Annotated in this window: 18 protein-coding genes and 1 tRNA gene; 7 read left to right on the forward strand and 12 right to left on the reverse strand. The window is 58.1% G+C overall.

The window, feature by feature from the left end; genetic code table 11:
• Nucleotide 1: 1 nt before the first annotated feature.
• Nucleotides 2-409, reverse strand: coding sequence for a DUF2147 domain-containing protein (locus tag AC2FHX_RS10660; RefSeq protein WP_496701638.1), 408 nt, complete (start codon nt 407-409; stop codon nt 2-4).
• A 134-nt stretch (nt 410-543) separates the two neighbouring features.
• Between AC2FHX_RS10660 and hisA the strand changes: the two genes are divergently transcribed.
• Nucleotides 544-1,263, forward strand: a complete 720-nt coding sequence (hisA, locus tag AC2FHX_RS10665) for a 1-(5-phosphoribosyl)-5-[(5-phosphoribosylamino)methylideneamino]imidazole-4-carboxamide isomerase (RefSeq protein ID WP_496690915.1) — start codon at nt 544-546, stop codon at nt 1,261-1,263.
• A 1-nt stretch (nt 1,264) separates the two neighbouring features.
• Here the strand turns inward: hisA and AC2FHX_RS10670 are convergent, their stop codons facing one another.
• Nucleotides 1,265-1,657 (reverse strand): DUF302 domain-containing protein, encoded by a 393-nt coding sequence (locus AC2FHX_RS10670; protein WP_496690916.1) that lies wholly within the window; start codon nt 1,655-1,657, stop codon nt 1,265-1,267.
• 170 nt (nt 1,658-1,827) lie between these two features.
• Between AC2FHX_RS10670 and hisF the strand changes: the two genes are divergently transcribed.
• From hisF to AC2FHX_RS10685, 3 genes are all read left to right on the forward strand, one after another.
• Nucleotides 1,828-2,589, forward strand: coding sequence for an imidazole glycerol phosphate synthase subunit HisF (hisF, locus tag AC2FHX_RS10675; protein ID WP_271949509.1), 762 nt, complete (start codon nt 1,828-1,830; stop codon nt 2,587-2,589).
• Complete coding sequence (locus AC2FHX_RS10680; RefSeq protein ID WP_142636868.1) at nt 2,586-2,903, forward strand: phosphoribosyl-ATP diphosphatase; 318 nt, start codon at nt 2,586-2,588, stop codon at nt 2,901-2,903. The genes hisF and AC2FHX_RS10680 overlap by 4 nt, the downstream gene beginning before the upstream one ends.
• 61 nt (nt 2,904-2,964) lie before the next feature.
• The gene (locus tag AC2FHX_RS10685) at nt 2,965-3,531 is read left to right on the forward strand and encodes a hypothetical protein (protein WP_496701635.1); all 567 of its coding nucleotides are present in this window, start codon (nt 2,965-2,967) and stop codon (nt 3,529-3,531) included.
• 4 nt (nt 3,532-3,535) lie between these two features.
• Here AC2FHX_RS10685 and AC2FHX_RS10690 read toward each other — a convergent pair whose 3' ends face one another.
• The 4 genes from AC2FHX_RS10690 to rlmB all read right to left on the reverse strand — a co-directional run bounded on the left by AC2FHX_RS10690 (nt 3,536) and on the right by rlmB (nt 5,829).
• Entirely contained in the window at nt 3,536-4,006 is a 471-nt protein-coding gene (locus AC2FHX_RS10690) for a CoA-binding protein (RefSeq protein WP_142636864.1), read from the reverse strand.
• A gap of 200 nt (nt 4,007-4,206) precedes the next feature.
• Nucleotides 4,207-4,653, reverse strand: a complete 447-nt coding sequence (locus AC2FHX_RS10695; protein ID WP_246097228.1) for a YHS domain-containing (seleno)protein — start codon at nt 4,651-4,653, stop codon at nt 4,207-4,209.
• Nucleotides 4,654-4,761: 108 nt separating this feature from the next.
• Nucleotides 4,762-5,040 carry a hypothetical protein gene (locus AC2FHX_RS10700; RefSeq protein ID WP_142636860.1) on the reverse strand — a complete coding sequence of 93 codons (279 nt, stop codon included), beginning with the start codon at nt 5,038-5,040 and terminating at the stop codon, nt 4,762-4,764.
• A 15-nt stretch (nt 5,041-5,055) separates the two neighbouring features.
• Entirely contained in the window at nt 5,056-5,829 is a 774-nt protein-coding gene (rlmB, locus tag AC2FHX_RS10705) for a 23S rRNA (guanosine(2251)-2'-O)-methyltransferase RlmB (protein ID WP_271949501.1), read from the reverse strand.
• Nucleotides 5,830-5,945: 116 nt separating this feature from the next.
• Between rlmB and AC2FHX_RS10710 the strand changes: the two genes are divergently transcribed.
• Nucleotides 5,946-6,029 (forward strand) — tRNA-Tyr (locus tag AC2FHX_RS10710).
• Nucleotides 6,030-6,139: 110 nt separating this feature from the next.
• Here the strand turns inward: AC2FHX_RS10710 and AC2FHX_RS10715 are convergent.
• The 5 genes from AC2FHX_RS10715 to AC2FHX_RS10735 all read right to left on the reverse strand — a co-directional run bounded on the left by AC2FHX_RS10715 (nt 6,140) and on the right by AC2FHX_RS10735 (nt 11,573).
• Nucleotides 6,140-6,661, reverse strand: coding sequence for a DUF2478 domain-containing protein (locus AC2FHX_RS10715; protein WP_142636856.1), 522 nt, complete (start codon nt 6,659-6,661; stop codon nt 6,140-6,142).
• Between the two features lie 70 nt (nt 6,662-6,731).
• The gene (locus AC2FHX_RS10720; RefSeq protein WP_496701633.1) at nt 6,732-7,397 is read right to left on the reverse strand and encodes an NnrU family protein; all 666 of its coding nucleotides are present in this window, start codon (nt 7,395-7,397) and stop codon (nt 6,732-6,734) included.
• Between the two features lie 105 nt (nt 7,398-7,502).
• Complete coding sequence (locus tag AC2FHX_RS10725) at nt 7,503-9,566, reverse strand: ABC transporter permease (protein WP_496701631.1); 2,064 nt, start codon at nt 9,564-9,566, stop codon at nt 7,503-7,505.
• On the reverse strand, nt 9,563-10,612 hold the full coding sequence (locus tag AC2FHX_RS10730) for a quaternary amine ABC transporter ATP-binding protein (protein WP_271949493.1): 1,050 nt from the start codon (nt 10,610-10,612) through the stop codon (nt 9,563-9,565). Before AC2FHX_RS10730 ends, AC2FHX_RS10725 begins: the two co-directional genes overlap by 4 nt.
• A 10-nt stretch (nt 10,613-10,622) precedes the next feature.
• Nucleotides 10,623-11,573: an ABC transporter substrate-binding protein gene (locus tag AC2FHX_RS10735; protein WP_271949491.1), complete on the reverse strand. Its 951-nt coding sequence runs from the start codon at nt 11,571-11,573 to the stop codon at nt 10,623-10,625.
• Between the two features lie 386 nt (nt 11,574-11,959).
• Here AC2FHX_RS10735 and AC2FHX_RS10740 point away from each other — a divergent pair, with 386 nt between their 5' ends.
• Nucleotides 11,960-12,622 (forward strand): DNA-3-methyladenine glycosylase I, encoded by a 663-nt coding sequence (locus tag AC2FHX_RS10740; protein ID WP_271949489.1) that lies wholly within the window; start codon nt 11,960-11,962, stop codon nt 12,620-12,622.
• 44 nt (nt 12,623-12,666) lie between these two features.
• Entirely contained in the window at nt 12,667-13,353 is a 687-nt protein-coding gene (locus AC2FHX_RS10745) for a hypothetical protein (RefSeq protein ID WP_496701628.1), read from the forward strand.
• A gap of 3 nt (nt 13,354-13,356) precedes the next feature.
• On the opposite strand, the gene AC2FHX_RS10750 is transcribed toward AC2FHX_RS10745, so the two are convergent.
• Nucleotides 13,357-13,761: a c-type cytochrome gene (locus tag AC2FHX_RS10750; RefSeq protein WP_496690926.1), complete on the reverse strand. Its 405-nt coding sequence runs from the start codon at nt 13,759-13,761 to the stop codon at nt 13,357-13,359.
• Nucleotides 13,762-13,785 lie beyond the last annotated feature (24 nt).

Here is a 13,785-nt window from a genome sequence, read left to right on the forward strand (position 1 = left end):
GTTACTGAACCCGTGTCCAGTCCTGCCCGCGACACACCAATCCACCCGCAACACAACCTTTGACGGTCAGCTTGTTCTGGCTGTCCAGGGTCATTTTCGAGCTGTAGGTCTTGTCTCTGTCCGGAGCCCAGATCTTGCCCCCGCCATAGGTGCCGTCGCCATCGGACACCATATCCCAGATGATCTGCTTGCCGAGATTTTCATATTCCAGCTGTTCATTCCCGTCTTTGTCAAAAGCGGTATCGATGGTACCGCAAATCGCGCTGCCGCATTCGGCAATCGAAACATGCAGGTATCCGCCGGTGTCTCCGGGCTGGGTTTTCCAAAGACCGTCAACCGGGTCGGCCATCGCCGCTCCCGAAATCAGAGATGCCAGCCCCAAGGCTGCTGCAAAAGTTGTTTTCTTCATAAAATCCTCCCTATTTGACCAGCAGTCTGGCGCGCTGGTGGACGTGGGGCAAGATTGACTTTGCGTCGCGTTGCATCCCCTGCCCTGCCTGTGCGATATCCCGCCGGGAAAACAGCGATTCAAGGCCTGACAACATGATCCTCTATCCTGCCATCGACCTCAAAGACGGACAGGCCGTGCGCCTGCTGCGCGGTGAAATGGACAAAGCGACCGTGTTCAATGAAGACCCCGCCGCCCAGGCCCGTGCCTTTGTCGACGCGGGGTGCGAATGGCTACATCTGGTTGACCTGAACGGTGCCTTTGCCGGTGAGCCGGTCAACGCCGCCCCAGTCGAGGCAATTCTGAAGGAATGCAACGTTCCCGCCCAGCTTGGCGGCGGTATCCGCGACATGGCCACCATTGAAACCTGGATCGACAAAGGTCTGGCCCGAGTGATTCTGGGCACAATCGCGGTCGAGAACCCGGATCTGGTGCGCAAGGCGGCCAAAGCCTTTCCCGGCAAAGTTGCCGTTGGCATTGATGCCCGCAACGGCATGGTCGCGACCAAAGGCTGGGCTGAAGAGACGAATGTGCAGGTCACTGATCTGGCGCGCAGCTTCGAGGATGCCGGCGTTGCTGCAATCATCTATACTGATATCAACCGCGATGGCGCGATGCAGGGCCCTAACATTGAGGCCACCGCGGACTTGGCCCGTGCCGTATCGATCCCGGTGATCGCGTCAGGCGGCGTCAGCTCATTGGATGATCTGATTGCTCTGCGTGATTGCGGTGTGGAACTGAACGGCGCGATTTCCGGCCGGGCGCTGTATGACGGCGCGATTGACCTGGCAGAGGCCATTCGCGCCCTGACCTGATTTACTGCGCGGCAGCCGCAGTCAGCTTTGCCAGCGCCCCGCGCATTTTCTCGATGATGGGAGAGTTTTCGACCGCGTCGAACTCATCCATCGTCTCTTTTGGATCTTCATAGATCAGCCAAACCTGACCGTCGGCATCTTCATACGCTTGCACCTTGAGCGGCAGGAACAGTCCGGCACGGGGGTCGATCTGCATTGCAGGCGTACCCAGCGCAGGATTGCCGAAAATCAGCACCTGATTGGGCGGGATCGGCGTTCCGACCTTTTCAGCTCCGGCGGCGTGGTCGATCCGCGCAAAAACCGTTGCACCCGCGTTGCCAATCGCCGTCTCAAGCGCGTCCAGCGCCTGGGTCACCGATTTGTCGGTCTTCATCTTGATGATATCGTCAGCCATTGCGGCAGCTGCTCCTGCGAAAATGAAAGTGGTTGCTAAAAAGAGTCTACGCATCTCATTGATCTCCTGATGAATTGGGGACAGTTTTCACAGGTTCCAGAGTTGTGACAATCACAAGTCTGGCATCGGCGGGGCTTTGCCGTTAGAGGTGCGCCAACAAAGGACGAGAGATGCTGAAAACCCGTATCATACCCTGTCTGGATGTCGCCGATGGCCGCGTTGTCAAAGGTGTTAACTTTGTTGGCCTGCGCGATGCGGGTGACCCGGTGGAATCCGCCAAGGCCTATGACGCGGCAGGCGCTGACGAGATTTGCTTTCTGGACATCCATGCCACCCATGAAAACCGCGGGACCATGTTCGATGTGGTGCAGCGCACAGCGGAACAGTGCTTTGTACCCCTGACCGTTGGCGGCGGCGTGCGGACCAAGGAAGACGTGCGCGCTCTTTTGCTGGCGGGTGCAGACAAGGTCAGCTTCAACTCGGCGGCAGTGGCAAACCCGGATGTGATCGCCCAAGCCGCCGATCAATTCGGCAGCCAGTGCATCGTCTGTGCCATCGACGCCAAAACCGTCAGCCCCGGCAAGTGGGAAATTTTCACTCATGGCGGACGCAAGCCCACTGGCATCGACGCGGTCGAGTTCGCCAAAACCGTCGTCGCCAAGGGCGCGGGTGAAATTCTGCTGACCTCGATGGATCGCGATGGTACCAAAGCCGGGTTCAACTTGCCTCTGACACGCGCCATTTCGGATGCTGTCAATGTACCAGTGATCGCCTCGGGCGGGGTTGGAACTCTGGATCATCTGGTCGAAGGCGTCACCGAAGGCGGTGCCAGCGCTGTCCTTGCCGCATCGATCTTTCACTTCGGCGAATTCACCATCCGCGAGGCCAAGGAACACATGGCCGCCGCTGGCATCCCGATGAGGCTTACATGAGCATTCTGCACGAGCTGGCCCAAACGATTGAGGCCCGCAAAGGGACGGATCCTGAAGGCAGCTGGACCGCCAAGCTGTTGGCCAAAGGCCCCGAGAAATGCGCCGAAAAATTCGGCGAAGAGGCGGTTGAGGCCATCATTGAGGCGGTTAAGGGCGATCAGGCCAAGCTGACCTCAGAGGCGGCGGATGTACTGTATCACCTGCTGGTCATGCTGGCCGCGCGCGATGTGGCGCTGGATGATGTGTTGGCCGAACTGGCCCGGCGTCAGGGCACCAGCGGCATCGCGGAAAAGGCCGCGCGACCCAAGGGGTGACGCAGGTGTTGTCGATCCATTATTCTGATCCTGACAGGTTCGCAGGTCAAAGGGCGCGCAGATGATCAGAGCTTTGGTATTTGGGCTGGCGCTAGCCGTTCTGGGGTCCTGCGCAATTGCCCCGCCGTCCACCAGTGATGAAGTTCAGCGCCTGGCGTCTGAAATCCGCAACCTCGGGCCTGACATCGACCCTGAAGAGGCCAACCGCGCCGCGAGCATTGCCTATGCCTACACCGATCAACTGGCTCAGGAATATCAGATCACCGACCCGCCACTGATCCACAATGCCAAAGTCAACAAGGGCCTGAAGCCGCGCGGACTGTGTTGGCACTGGGCCGAGGATATCGAACGGCGGCTGGATCAGGAAAACTTCCAGACGCTGGAAATGCACCGCGCCATCGCTAATGCCGACAACCCGTTCCGGATCGACCACAGCACGGCAATCATCAGTCGCAAAGGCGAGACAATGTATGACGGTGTTGTGCTGGACCCCTGGCGCTATGGCGGCGTGCTGTACTGGACGCCCTTACCACAAGACACGCGCTATGACTGGGTTCCGCGCGAAGTGGTTCTGGAAAAGCGGCGTTTGGAACAATTCGGCGAACTGCAACCATATCTCGGTGAATAACCGCTCAGAGTTTCGACGAAATCATTCCGGTGGCAAAACCACCCATGCGCAACTCACCAAACAGGCGTTGATATTCGATCTTGGGACAGCGGTTCATTACCACATCCACCCCACGCGCCTGCACTGTGGCCGCGGCCGTGGCATGCTCAATCCCGATCTGCATCCAGATTGTGCGCAGATTGGGGAACGCCTCTAACGCCTCATCGACAATGGGCGGGACGGCTTCGGACCGGCGGAAGATATCGACCATGTCTACCGGTTCGGAAATCTCGGACAGTGACACACGGATTGTCTGACCAAACAACATCTTGCCCGCATGGCCGGGGTTCACAGGGATCACTTTGTATCCCTTAAGCGACAAATACCGCGCCACATAATAGCTGGGTCGCACCGGATTCATCGACACGCCCGCCACAGCAATGGTTTTGGAACGCTTTAGAATCTGGGTCAGTAAATCATCGGAATATTCAGTCATTTGGGCACCCTAGTCGCCCTTTCCAAAAGAAAAAAGCGCCCAGGAATACCTGAGCGCCAGTTGTTGGAACGAGGGACAGTGAAATGACCCGCGGCAGTTCCGTTCCGCGGTCACTGTGACATTTAAGCATGAGTTCAGAGAAAAAAAGAGGTAGCGCGCGATTTTGTGATGACAGATCAGAAAAAACGGCCGTCGCCCTGTTATTCATACAGAACGCTTGGCCAATGCGCCTCGGCCTCGCGGATATAGGCGGCGGTATCGGTCTGCCAGATGCGCTCGATTTCGGGCGAGTGGGTAAGATACAGCCGACCGTCAATCACCTGCCAAATAGTCGGATCGGTGCTGACAAGCTCTCCTTGCGCCATTGCGAAGGCGCAGTACCCGCCGAACTGAGGTGCATAGGCACGCGGATTCATCTCAAACGCATCCCGATTCTCAGCGGTGGCAAAGTGCCATTCAGCGCCTTTCCACATAACCGCGTATTCAGGCTGACCCCGAACAGGTGTTTCGCCATTGAAATAGGACACCGCATCATATCCCGCCATGGCTGCACCGTCCGTCCGATAGAAGACGGGCAGATCCTGCGCAAACGCAGGAAGAGCAATCACACAGGCGGCAATCGCGCCAAAAAGGAAACGTCTGTTCATGGTCATCGGATCACAAATAGAAACTCAGGGTATCAAGATGCAATTTATTATCGCAACTGAAACCCCTTTTAACGCGCTTGTGAACATTCGAACCGGCAACGCCAGCCTTTAGTCGAAAATGTCCTCGATCACATCCCAGGCTTCATCCAGCACCCGTGAGAAGACGCCTTTTTTCTTCTTCTTTTTGCCTTTGTAGGGACGATCCTGCTTGGCTGTTTGACGGTTCGCCTTGGCATCGTCCAGTTTGCGCTTTGGCATCATCTTGAGGTTATGCAGCGGGGCACCGCAGCTTGAACAACTGAGCTCTTGGCGCTGCGTGCCTTTTAGAACAAGCGCTGCCCGGGTCCCACAATAACAGCAGGTCGCAATTTTGGATGGCGTGGAAATGGCGTTCTCCTGTCGTTATCTTTGCCTAGAAGCATATAGGGCAATCGCCGCCGCATTTGAGACATTGAGAGAACCAAACCCGCCCACAGCGTCAATTTTGACCAACTTGTCGACGGTTTCTTTGGTTTTTTGCCTCAGGCCCGGCCCCTCTGCGCCCAACACCAATGCCACTGGCTGGTCCGGGTTACCTCTCAAGGCGGCCTCGATCGTGTCGTCCGCCTCGCCGTCCAGTCCTAGAACCAGAAACCCCATTCCCTGCAACTCGACAATGGCATCAGCCAGGTTACGCACCCGCAAATAGGGTTGACGTTCCAGTGCGCCGCTGGCGGTCTTGGCTAGCGCGCCAGTTTCCGGCGCCGCGTGATGGCGCATACCGACTACAGCGCTGGCTCCAAGAACCTCAGCTGACCGTAGAATCGCTCCGACATTATGGGGGTCGGTTACGCGGTCTAACAAAATGACGCGCGGGTGTTCGCGCCCGATGCAGTTTTCCGCCAGACCACCCCATTCCAAAGGCTTAACCTCAAGGGCCGCGCCCTGATGAACCGACCCCGGGTCAATCGGAGCGGTAAATTTGCGTGGATCAACCATCTCGGGCTCAATACCTGCAAATTCAATGGCTTCCACCAGCTTGTCCCGCGCATTCCGCGTCACAATCAGGTGCAATTTTGTGCGGTTTGGGTTCATCAGCGCATCCCGCACCGCATGCAGACCAAACAGCCAAACAGTTTCGGATGCGGCAGCTTTGCGCGCCTGTTCTTTTTCGACGACCCACTTGGGTTTCTTCATTTCTTTGGCCTCCGGGCCGCGAATTCGGTTTCCTGCGTCAAAGCAGTATTTTCCTGTTGACGCTCCTTTAGAGCGCTAGTAATCACGCCTCCACGTCAGGTGCAACGCCTGACAGTGGGCGACAGGCCGCAAGGTGTGGCAGGGGACTGTAACTCCCTCGCGGAGACGCACGCCTGGTTCGATTCCAGGGTCGCCCACCATTTTCTTCCAGACATCCAGCAAGCTTTGCCAGCGCGAGTGATGAATCGCTGATCACACCGTACCAAGCAGAAATTGGCAGGACCGATGGCCCCGCCTTATGACCGCTCTGTCAGGCGGCAGCTTCACGTTGCGCAGTGACCCGGTCAAACCAGGCCAAGATCGCCTCAAGGTCGGGCTCAATCTGCTCGGCACCGCCGCCCGTGAATTCTTCGAATTTAGCCGCGTTCAAGCCGTTCACCCCGACAAGAACCGGAATGTCCTGCGCCAGTGCTTCAGCGATGACCGGGCGAAAACCGCGCCCATCCGCCTCGTGCTTGCCGAACTTGTTAACGATCAGCAAATGGGGATTCTCTGCCAGCGATGCCGTCACGTATCCAACTGCCCGCTCAAGTGCCGCAGGGTCCAGACGGCAGCCGCGCGACTGTGTACCCAAAGATTGCGAAATCCGGATGGTCTCTCCCTCTGGCAGGACACGGACGTCCATGTCGCACTTGCTGCTGTCGGCGCATTCGGTGTTGGTTTGCACCACACCCGCCAACTGCGCATCTGCGGCCAAAAGGCGATCCGCAGCCGCGCTCAGCAGACGGTCGGTTGCACCACGGTCGGTGGTCGTAACATAGGCGAGGTACATGCAAATCCCCTTGTCGCAACAATTCGAAACATCAAATAGCACGCACGACCCGCCCCGACCACCACTCAGCTTATGGCAGCGGAGACAATCCGATCACCGGTTCGTGTAGGTGAAGCAGGATTGCAAATGCCGCCAGCGCTACAAACCCGATCCAAACAGGCGGCCAAGGGCGTGGCGCACGCAACGAAAACCTTGCAGTGTTGCGCGACAGCCGACCCCATTCAGCACCCATCTGACGGGACTTGCGTCGATCAATCAGCGGCAGCCCCATCGCAGCAAATACCGCAAACAAACCGAACAAAATCACGTGGGACAGGCTGCCATTGGCCAGCAGATGAGCGACAGCCCACACCAACAGCGCCACCAAAACCGGGTGGCGCGTGGTGCGCAGAATACCGGGCTTTTCTGGATCGAACGGGCGCTGGCTCAAGCCACCAAATGAAAACGGGTTCTGGATCGTCAAGCCCGCAACCGCGAGCCAGCACACTACGGGCATCATCAGAACGGGAATCCAGCGGAATATCCAAATGGGTGGGATCACCTCGACATACGGGGCTTGCGCTGCGGCGATGATCAACCAACCCAGAACCAGCAGAGACAAGATGGAATAAGCCACGAAATACCCGCGCCGTCCGAACGTAGTGATCAGGCGATCGCGCACAGCGGGGCGCGCTGGTATCGCATGGGTCGCCAGAAACGCTATCAGTGCAGCAAAGAATAGGGGCCAGCCTGCCATGGTAGTCTCCGATCATTTGCGCCAGGTTTAATCACCTGCGCCGGAACGTCCTTGCCCGAAATCAAATGAGGCAGAGAGGCGGTTGTTCCGCCTTTCTGCCGATGTTTACAGGCCCAGCGCCTTGCGACGTTCCTCGGCAAAGCCCTGCACGATGCGGTCAGCTATCAGCGCAAGGATAGCCATCGCCGCCCCTGCTGAAATCCCCAATCCCACATCCGCCTGCCCCAGCGCCAGATAGATCGACTGGCCCAGACCGGTGGTTCCGATCAGCGCAGCGATCACCAGCATGGCAAAGGCGTAAAGGATGGTCTGGTTCAGACCCAGTAAGATAGTCGGGGCAGCATAAGGCGCGCGCACGTCACGCATGATCTGCCACTCGGTCGCGCCACTAGAGATGGCGGCCTCCATCATCTCATCCGGTGTGTTGACCAGCCCGTGCCGTGTGTAGCGGATCATCGGAACAACGGCATAGGCGCAGATTGCCAGAAAGGCCGAAAACTCGCCGATCTGAAACACCATCAGCACAGGAATCAGGAACACGAACAGTGGGATCGTCTGCAACATGTCACAGACGGGGCGGACCACCTTCCAAACAGGCAACCAGACTGCACTGGCAAGACCAATCACACCACCGGCTACGGCACAAGAAAACACCGCAGCACCGCTCAGATACAGCGATAACAGCGCCCGTTCCCACAGGCCCGAGACAAGAATGGTACAGAGCAATCCGACCGAAAGCGCCGCCAATCGCCAGCCCCCTGCCACCCAACCCAACGCGGCGGCGGCAATCAGAACGAAAGGCCAGGGCAGATTGGCAATGCCGGTTTCCAGCATTCCGATCAGGATCAGCATCACCAGCCCGCCGGTCAGATGTCCGCGCCATGCCATTAGCACAGCAATCGCTGCGGCAGCGGCGAACAGGCCATAGCTCATCACGGGCGTCCACTGAAAACCCCATGTGAACGGCAGCACGGCCTGGTCCAAACCAATCCGAAGTGGCAGCAGCACATAGAACAAAGAGTTGTTCTTGAGCGCGTCAAGCCACGGCCCATTAGCCTGGGTAAACGCCGTCAGTCCGCCGTCAATCACCCCGGCCAGCGGGTCGAGAATGGTCAGTTCGGACGGGTTCGGAAGCCTGGTCCAAAAGGCAGCGGTGAACAGCACGGCAACGCCAATTACTGCCCAGGCGACACGCTGGTCATAGCGTTTACGTTCGGTCGCCAGCGTCCCGCTCATCCGGTCGATGACGACGGCAAAGACTACGATCACCAGACCGGCCATCAAGGCTTCGCCGAACTGTGCCTTGCGCATGGTCAGAAGAACCTCCCAACCGATATCGTTGAAGCCGCCAATGACGGCTGCGATGATAACCATCGACAGCGCAGCCATTAGGCACTGGTTCACACCGACCATGATCTGCGTGGCTGCAGCCGGGATCTCGACCTGAAACAGCTGTTGAAACCGCGTGCCGCCGGACATGATGGCAGCCTCTTTGATTTCCGGTTCGACCCGCTCCAGCCCCAACATCACGTTGCGCGCCATCGGAGGGGCCGCATATATGGCCGAGGCGATCAGCCCAACCACAGGACCGAAACCAAACAGCAGCAGCAGCGGCGTCAGATAAGCGAATGTCGGCACGGTCTGCATCACGTCCAGCACGGCCTGCACAAATGACTTCACGCGCGGAACTTCGTTGGCAAGGATGCCGATAGCTCCGCCCATGATCAGCGCAACCGGCACGGAAACGGCCACTAACGCCAGGGTGTTCATACTTTCGGCCCAATAGCCCGATGCCAACACAAAGCTAAGGCCCACAAAGCCCAGCGCCGCCATCGGCAAGCCGCCCAGATACCAACCCAGCGCAGTCACCAGACCGATCAGGATGGGCCATGGCGTATTGCCGAGCACAAAGTTGGCCCAGTTCATGGGATAGGCCATGAGATCGGAAAACAGCCGCGCCGCCGGTTTGATCCCGTTCAGGAACCAGTCCAGAAACGTGCCTACCCATTGCGTTGCAGGCAGTTCCCAGCCTGCGGGCCATTTGACCAGCCAGGGCGCGACGCCTTCCAGCGCCAGACACAGCGCACCGACGATCACTGTGATCAGTGCGGCGCGCGCGCCAATGCTCAGGCGCGCCTGCGGCACAGAAACTTCCGTCGCTACAGTCATGTTTCATCAACCTGCAGGGCGGCGGCCAGATCGGACGGATGAACCGTTCCGACGATGTTACCATCGGCATCCCTGACGGGCACCGGTTCGTATAACTCCATGCAATGCGCCAATGCAGCGTCCAATGTCATCGAGGTTGTTAGGCCAGGGTCATCTGGTCCCCGCTCTCCGTCTTGGCGCATGACCGATGCGACCTTGGCATGCTGACCCTTGGCGACATCCTTTGAAAACTCTCGCACGTAATCATCCACCGGGCGCAGTACGATATCGGTGGGTGTACCGATCTGGACTATCTTGCCGTCGCGCATGATGGCAATCCGGTCGGCCAGTTTCAGCGCCTCTTGAATATCGTGGGTGATGAAGACGATGGATTTCTGCAGCGTCGCCTGAATGCGCAGGAATTCATCCTGCAACTGACGGCGGATCAAGGGATCGAGGGCCGAGAATGGTTCGTCCAAAAACCAGATATCGGGGTTCACGGCCAGAGACCGGGCAATCCCGACGCGCTGCCGCTGACCACCCGAAAGCTGACGCGGGAAGCTGTCTTCGCGCCCTTCCAGCCCGACCAACGAGATCACCTCCTGCGCACGGGCCTGCCGCTCTTTGCGGCTAACACCCTGAACACGCAGCGGATAGGCGACGTTTTCGGCAACGGTCATATGCGGGAACAGGCCGAAATGCTGAAATACCATGCCCAGCTTTTTGCGGCGCAGCTCGGTCATGGCTTTCTTTGACGCGCCGATGACGTTCTCGCCATCCACACGGATTTCGCCACCTGTGCCCGGCAAAAGCTGAGAGATACAGCGGATCAAAGTGGACTTGCCCGATCCGGACAGGCCCATGATCACAAACAGCTCGCCCTCCTTGACCTCGAAATTGGCATCCTGAACGGCGGGGATGAACCCGTTTTCCCGCAGATCGGCAGCGGCTTTGTCAGCGTCATTCCCTGACCGAGACAGCGCGTCGGTCAGGGCTTTGTCAGCGCCGGGGCCAAACACCTGCCAGAGATTCTGGCAGGCGATGGCTGGCGAATTTACATCAGTCACTGATGTCAGCTCACTGCGTTGCCGCGTCAACAACAGGGCGCCATTTGCCTTCGTTTTCAGCCATCCAAGCGCCGACGACCTCTTCGACGGAACCACCTTCAACGTCGATCGCACCCATCATCGGCTGCTGATCTTCGACCGCCAGCTGATAGTTGGTCAGGATTTCATAGGCTGCGGGCCATTTGTCTTCCATGCCGCTCCAACCCGCCTTGAAGATGCGCGACGGCGAGAAATCGCAATCGTTCACAGCGTTCGGGTTCGGGCCCCAAGCGGGATCGGTGAAACAGGCGTCTTCCCCGGCTGGCAGTTCGACGAATTGCACATCATAGGCCGACATGGCCCAATGCGGTTGCCAGAAGGTGATCAGCAGCGGCGAGTTGCGCTCGGTCGAGGCCCGAAGCTCGGCAATCAAAGCCCCCTCGGAACCTGCGGGAACCGCTTTGAACGGCAGATCCAGGCCCACCATACGGTCAGCGCCGGGCGTACCCCAATCGGCCGGGTAATCGACCAGACGGCCCCCGGGCAGCGTTTCGGCCGTCGCAAACACCTGCGCGCAGTCCTTCAGCGCTTCCCATGCGGGCAGGCCGGGACACAGATCAGCCACATGCGCGGGATAGGCGATGCCTTCTTTGGCGTCGAGGCCCAGATCGCCGATTTCAACGACGGTGCCTTCGTCGATCTTCTTGGCATATTCATCCGATACGTTGGACGACCAGATTTCCAGGGTCGCGTCGATGTCACCATCGGCCAACGCTTGGAACTGATTCATCATGCCTGCAGTCACATATTCCACATTGTATCCGGCAGCTTTCAGCATCTCACCCGCGACATGGGTGGTCACGTGCTGGCCAGTCCATTCGTTGATCGCCAGTTTGATCGGCTGATCCACGGCCCCCATCTCGGCGGCATAGGCAGAGCCTGCAACGGTCAGCGCCATCAGGCTTACACTCAGTTTTTTCATTGATTTTCTCCCTGCAATATTCGTTTTGCCCGGTCCGGCGCGCTGTTACGCGCCAGTCGGCTTGTCATGTGACAAATCCATGTCGCAACATGCACAAAAACTGGCGAAGAAGGGAAGCAGACAGTTCGGCGCGGCACGGAATAACTCGCCCCTTTGCCCCAGTGTTTCCACTCTTTCAGCATCATGCTACGCGCCCGCGCACACTGCATTTCCCCAGCATTGCGATGCGGATATTGATTGACGAGTCAATCACAAACCAGAATCACCCACTTTGTCGAGCATTTCTTTTGGGCTTGGGATGTTTTTTTGCCTTGGCAGGCATGTGTCCCAGGCCACCTTGCAACACCGACCGCAAAACGCGACGCTAGGTTTGGAGGATTCTGCAGATGCGCCATTTCGACGAGATTTTCGCCATAGCCGCCAGCCGTTACGGCGGGACAGATGCCCTGAGCAACAAGCTTTCCAAACCCAAAAGCCCTGCGGAACTGGCCGAAATGCCCGAAGATCGCTGGCTGTCGATTATCACGAAATGCATCTTTCAGGCCGGGTTTAACTGGAAGGTCATCGAAAACAAATGGGACGGGTTCGAAACCGCTTTTGACGGGTTCGACATTGGACGCTGCGCCTTTATGGACGACGAAAAGTTCGATGCTCTGCTGCAGGACACTCGAATCGTGCGCAATGGCACCAAGATCGCCACGGTCCGCGACAATGCTGCCTTTTTGCTGGAACTGCGCCAAGAAGGTGGCGTCGGAAAGATTCTGGGTGGGTGGCCTTCGGATGACTATGTCGGTCTGCTGAATATGCTGGGCAAGCGCGGGTCGCGGCTGGGCGGTGCATCGGCGCAATATGCGATGCGATTTGCGGGGCGTGACAGTTTCATCCTGTCGCAGGATGTGACCGCACGGCTGGTGGCCGAGGGCGTGGTCGATAAGCCGCCGACATCGAAAAAGGCGATGGCCTCGGTTCAAGCGGCATTCAACACATGGATGGAACAGTCCGGGCGATCTCTGACGGAAATCAGCCGCGTCCTAGCAATGAGCCTGTAAAAAAACCATTTGCACACGTGTGCTGCCAGAATAGATTTTTTGTCATGTTACGCCTCATTTTGATGACGTCCCTTTTGGTATTCACCGCTTGCGGTCGCCCACTGACTGATCAGGAGGCTGCTTTTACCCGCACACTTCAGGGTGATACGCTGAAACTCAACAAAGTGCGGTTGGTCGAAGGCGCACCAGTTGCGCCAATAACTTTCTATCGTAAAGATCGGTCACGCCTTGCCTGCCGCGAGCGCATTTTTCCCGCCCCGCAGGAAGGTATCGTTACCGCAAAACCCGCGGCAGTGGCCCTGTTCAACAAGGTCTATTTCACCCGGGACTGGTATCTGGACGATTACATGTCCGAATTCCCGGATCGGATGAACCTGATCGCGGCGATGCTGCTGGGTCATGAACTGACCCATGTGTGGCAATGGCAAAACCGCAAGAAGACCGGCTATCATCCACTGCGCGCCGCAGCCGAGCATGGCGGGAATAACGACCCCTATCAATTCGATCTGGAGAACTCACCAGATTTCCTGTCCTACGGGTACGAACAGCAGGGGGCCATTGTCGAGGAATACATTTGTTGCCGGGCGCTGGATCCTTCGGCGCCCCGCACCAGGCGTCTGCACGAGATGCTGGGCGCACATTTCGATCTGGCTCCGCTACGTGGTGACAAGCGTGAAAGCACAGTGGTCATCCCCTGGGCCGATGCCGAGATCCAAGGAATCTGTCGGTAACGTTCAGTTGGCCTGCAGCGTCTGCAGATAAGCCACCAGATCCACGATCGGCTGGCTGGTCAGGATCGGCTGCCCATCTGGTGTTTTCATCGCCGTATCCTGCCCTTCGAAATACGGTCCATAGACTGGCATCGGGCTGCCATGGCTGACCAGCGGGTCTCGTCCATCTATGCGCGCCACAACACGAGCGGTCGGGAATACCCCTTCGCTGCTTGCAAGCCGCGTCAGGTCAGTTGGCTGAATAACAAGGACGCCTGCCATTGGACCATAGCCCGTCGCGTCGATCCCGTGGCAGGTTGCACAATAATGCTGGTACAGCTCGGCGCCGGTATCTGCATCCTGCGCGCTGACCTGAGACGCCGTCACAAACGCCGCTATCGATAGCGCCCCCATTGCCTGTCTGATCATCACATCCTCCTGTCAGATTTGACA

Source organism: Ruegeria sp. CDSC042 (assembly GCF_059610745.1).

What these genes read in the sequence shown, in the direction of transcription:
- AC2FHX_RS10660 (WP_496701638.1), bottom strand. Translation starts at nt 409, where the DNA reads ATGAAGAAAACAACTTTTGCAGCAGCCTTGGGGCTGGCATCTCTGATT.
- hisA (WP_496690915.1), top strand. Translation starts at nt 544, where the DNA reads ATGATCCTCTATCCTGCCATCGACCTCAAAGACGGACAGGCCGTGCGC.
- AC2FHX_RS10670 (WP_496690916.1), bottom strand. Translation starts at nt 1,657, where the DNA reads ATGGCTGACGATATCATCAAGATGAAGACCGACAAATCGGTGACCCAG.
- hisF (WP_271949509.1), top strand. Translation starts at nt 1,828, where the DNA reads ATGCTGAAAACCCGTATCATACCCTGTCTGGATGTCGCCGATGGCCGC.
- AC2FHX_RS10680 (WP_142636868.1), top strand. Translation starts at nt 2,586, where the DNA reads ATGAGCATTCTGCACGAGCTGGCCCAAACGATTGAGGCCCGCAAAGGG.
- AC2FHX_RS10685 (WP_496701635.1), top strand. Translation starts at nt 2,965, where the DNA reads ATGATCAGAGCTTTGGTATTTGGGCTGGCGCTAGCCGTTCTGGGGTCC.
- AC2FHX_RS10690 (WP_142636864.1), bottom strand. Translation starts at nt 4,006, where the DNA reads ATGACTGAATATTCCGATGATTTACTGACCCAGATTCTAAAGCGTTCC.
- AC2FHX_RS10695 (WP_246097228.1), bottom strand. Translation starts at nt 4,653, where the DNA reads ATGAACAGACGTTTCCTTTTTGGCGCGATTGCCGCCTGTGTGATTGCT.
- rlmB (WP_271949501.1), bottom strand. Translation starts at nt 5,829, where the DNA reads ATGAAGAAACCCAAGTGGGTCGTCGAAAAAGAACAGGCGCGCAAAGCT.
- AC2FHX_RS10715 (WP_142636856.1), bottom strand. Translation starts at nt 6,661, where the DNA reads ATGTACCTCGCCTATGTTACGACCACCGACCGTGGTGCAACCGACCGT.
- AC2FHX_RS10720 (WP_496701633.1), bottom strand. Translation starts at nt 7,397, where the DNA reads ATGGCAGGCTGGCCCCTATTCTTTGCTGCACTGATAGCGTTTCTGGCG.
- AC2FHX_RS10725 (WP_496701631.1), bottom strand. Translation starts at nt 9,566, where the DNA reads ATGACTGTAGCGACGGAAGTTTCTGTGCCGCAGGCGCGCCTGAGCATT.
- AC2FHX_RS10735 (WP_271949491.1), bottom strand. Translation starts at nt 11,573, where the DNA reads ATGAAAAAACTGAGTGTAAGCCTGATGGCGCTGACCGTTGCAGGCTCT.
- AC2FHX_RS10740 (WP_271949489.1), top strand. Translation starts at nt 11,960, where the DNA reads ATGCGCCATTTCGACGAGATTTTCGCCATAGCCGCCAGCCGTTACGGC.
- AC2FHX_RS10745 (WP_496701628.1), top strand. Translation starts at nt 12,667, where the DNA reads ATGTTACGCCTCATTTTGATGACGTCCCTTTTGGTATTCACCGCTTGC.
- AC2FHX_RS10750 (WP_496690926.1), bottom strand. Translation starts at nt 13,761, where the DNA reads ATGATCAGACAGGCAATGGGGGCGCTATCGATAGCGGCGTTTGTGACG.